Raw genomic sequence first — 2,322 nt, 5'->3', positions numbered from 1 at the left:
CTCGCTGGTATGCTTTTGACCTGGATGCAAGAACGTACTAGTGAGGTTTTAATTATCGCTTCGGCTAACAATATTCAATGGCTACCACCAGAGCTAACCAGAAGTGGACGCTTCGACGAGATTTTCAAGGTGGATTTACCCAATTATGGAGAACGGCACGAAATATTCAAGATTCACTTAGCCCGTTTCGATCCTCGTTTCCACGATCGGGGCGATGGGTACAGCGAAGAAGAATGGAAAAGGTTACTCAAAGCCACACAGCGATGTGTGGGGGCGGAGATTCAAGCCATTGTAGAACGCGCCGCCGTCTCTAGTTTCTGTCAAATGTTTGGCGACGATGTTTCTCCCCTTCAAAAACTACCACCACTAAGAATTACATTATCGGCATTACTGGCAGCAAGGCAGAGTATGAATCCTCTGGCCATCCGCGAAGCTGACCGAGTTGAAAGTATGCGTAACATTGCGGCTTTGCATGGCCTTCCATCTAGCCCGATTGATTCATCTATATATAGTCTCGGCAATGTTGATATTTTTGGTGAAACATGAAAACTTTAAAAATTAATTCTGAAAAGGATTTATACGTTGCTGCCTTCAACTTACTGAACATACTAGGCCCTGTCGCTGGAGTATCAATTATCATTGGCACTGTGGCGATTGGTTACGTACATTCTCGTCCCCAGGATTTACCAGTTACGCACATTCTCACGAAAGGCAAGCGCACATTTAACTTGGAAGCCGCTTCTACACCAGAGCAATTAGAGAAAGGGCTGAAATTTCGAGCATCCTTAAACGGCTCGCGCGGAATGTTATTCAACCTGGGAGGAGAAATTTACAACGTGCCTTTCTGGATGTACAAGGTAAATTTTCCATTAGACATCTTTTATCTTAAGGACAATGTGGTGACAACTGCGGTTTACAATGCCAAACCGTGCTACAAAAACCCTTGCCCCATCTACAAAGGGAAAATTGCCAATCAAGTGCTAGAGCTAGCAACAGGCGCTGCCAATATCAAGGTTGGCGATCGGCTTAACATCCAACCCTTATCAGTTTTGCCTAAGAATAATATCAGTGTTGATAGCGGCGATTCTTTGAGAACCAAAAATAATCGCTAGTAGTTCGCTTTCCCCAAAATTGCGCTTGTGGAGGTCGGCGCTTGTGCAGGGGAGTAGGGGAGCAAAGGAGAGATTTGTACAAGTTCTTTCCCCTCTGCCCCTCCGCACCTCTGCCCCTTGCCCAAGAGCTTGCCACTACGCAAAATTTGTGTGGCGAAGCACTAGTAATTGTATAACGTATTTTTTAAAAATCAAGAAACTATAGTACTGAAAAAAACAGTACCTAAATAGCTTCATGTGTTGAATCAAATATGGCAATTTATTTATGGGAAGAGGATGGACATATTGGGAATTTGATCACCCTTTAGGTAGCACAGTGCGGGTAATCTCTACCCCATTAGGGCTAGAGATATTTACCGAAGATGTGTTCAACATCGTTGCAGCAGAATTAAATAACGAAAAAATAGTACTGATGAATATTCACAGTCAAGAACGTTATGTGGTTATTGAAGAAGAGGTAGTAAAAATAAAAACTTTAAATTTTACAGCCATCAATAGCTTGAAGACGATTGTCAAAGCGGACTTGATTAATAAATTTCTGCATTGGGTACGAATTAAAATTCGACCGATATTTCAAAGACAGTATCTGTAAAACAATTGCAGATTGCCGATTATAGATAAGAGAATTGACGATAGCGTAGCGTTAGCGACGTAGGAGCGTCTTTTAGATTTATTACGCTCACTTTATTGCTGGGCTTGTACCAAAAACATTCAATCTCCAATCTACCCTATTCAATCTCCAATCTTCTCGGTCAATATCAAAAGGAAGAAGAATGATGACTATTAAGATAGCCAACGATAATAACCGAAATACTAGCAACAATCTGGCAACGGCTGCCTAAATTTTCACGGTCAGTTCTCCACTTAATAGCGTAGGTTTTCTTACAGTCTGATTCTCAATAGTTTTAGATTAATGACTAGGAATCACGAGAAGATCAGCGCAAAGAAAAACTCAATTTATGCGATCGCCACCGGCTCATGGCGGTTACGCCATCACTAACTGATTAAAGTGGCTTTTACAGATGGCGTGAAAAGTTAGGACGGCTGCCTGTCAAGGAACATGGTATTCTTGCAGGAACTCCAAAGAAGAATTTCATTCTTATTCGCCTCTCTATGAAGCTGAAACCAAAAATCACAATTGCTGACCATTTTGCGGTGATACAAGATCCACGAATAGATCGCACTAAACGGCACAATTTAATTGATATTA

General features: G+C 41.7%; 3 protein-coding genes. All 3 read left to right on the top strand.

The genetic code is table 11. The features are described from left to right. On the top strand, positions 1 to 546 hold a 546-nt coding region (locus H6G97_RS50065), incomplete at its 5' end, for an AAA family ATPase (protein WP_190947652.1). After that, positions 543 to 1,112: a DUF192 domain-containing protein gene (locus H6G97_RS50060; RefSeq protein ID WP_190947651.1), complete on the top strand. Its 570-nt coding sequence runs from the start codon at positions 543 to 545 to the stop codon at positions 1,110 to 1,112. The genes H6G97_RS50065 and H6G97_RS50060, both read left to right, overlap by 4 nt. A 265-nt stretch (positions 1,113 to 1,377) precedes the next feature. Beyond that, positions 1,378 to 1,704 (top strand): hypothetical protein, encoded by a 327-nt coding sequence (locus H6G97_RS50055; protein ID WP_190947650.1) that lies wholly within the window; start codon positions 1,378 to 1,380, stop codon positions 1,702 to 1,704. The last annotated feature ends 618 nt before the right edge of the window (positions 1,705 to 2,322 follow it).

The sequence above is a fragment of the Nostoc flagelliforme FACHB-838 genome (genome assembly GCF_014698065.1).
Taxonomy (GTDB): Bacteria; Cyanobacteriota; Cyanobacteriia; order Cyanobacteriales; family Nostocaceae; genus Nostoc; species Nostoc flagelliforme_B.
The sequence above is the reverse complement of the archived record's forward strand: the minus strand, read 5'-3'. Positions and strand labels throughout refer to the sequence as shown.